Below are 525 nucleotides of genomic sequence, written 5' to 3'. Positions count from 1 at the left end.
GTCGTGTCATCGGCTACTTCACGAGCTGGCGCGCAGGTGACGACCCACAATCGACTTACCTTGTTAAAGACATTCCTTGGGAACAGCTAACTCACATCAACTACGCGTTTGTGAGCATTGGTTCTGACGGTAAAGTGAACGTTGGCGATGTTAATGATCCAAACAACGCTGCAACTGGCAAAACATGGCCAGGTGTTGAAGTCGATCCTACGCTTGGTTTCAAAGGTCACTTTGGTGCACTAGCAACTTACAAGCAAAAACACGATGTTAAGACGCTAATCTCGATTGGTGGTTGGGCTGAAACTGGCGGTCACTTCGATGCAAATGGCGATCGTGTTGCTGATGGTGGCTTCTACACAATGACGACCAATGCTGATGGTTCTATCAACCATGCTGGCATTGAGAAGTTCGCAGCTTCTGCAGTTGAAATGATGCGTAAGTACAAGTTCGATGGTCTGGATATCGACTACGAATACCCAACATCAATGGCTGGTGCTGGTAACCCTTACGATAAAGACTTCATGG

Annotated in this window: 1 protein-coding gene; it reads left to right on the top strand. The window is 47.4% G+C overall.

Translation table 11 applies throughout. The features are described from left to right. On the top strand, nt 1-525 hold a 525-nt coding region (locus R7190_RS30530; protein WP_318138299.1), incomplete at both ends, for a glycosyl hydrolase family 18 protein.

Source organism: Vibrio sp. 1078-1, assembly GCF_033340475.1.
The sequence above is the reverse complement of the archived record's forward strand: the minus strand, read 5'-3'. Positions and strand labels throughout refer to the sequence as shown.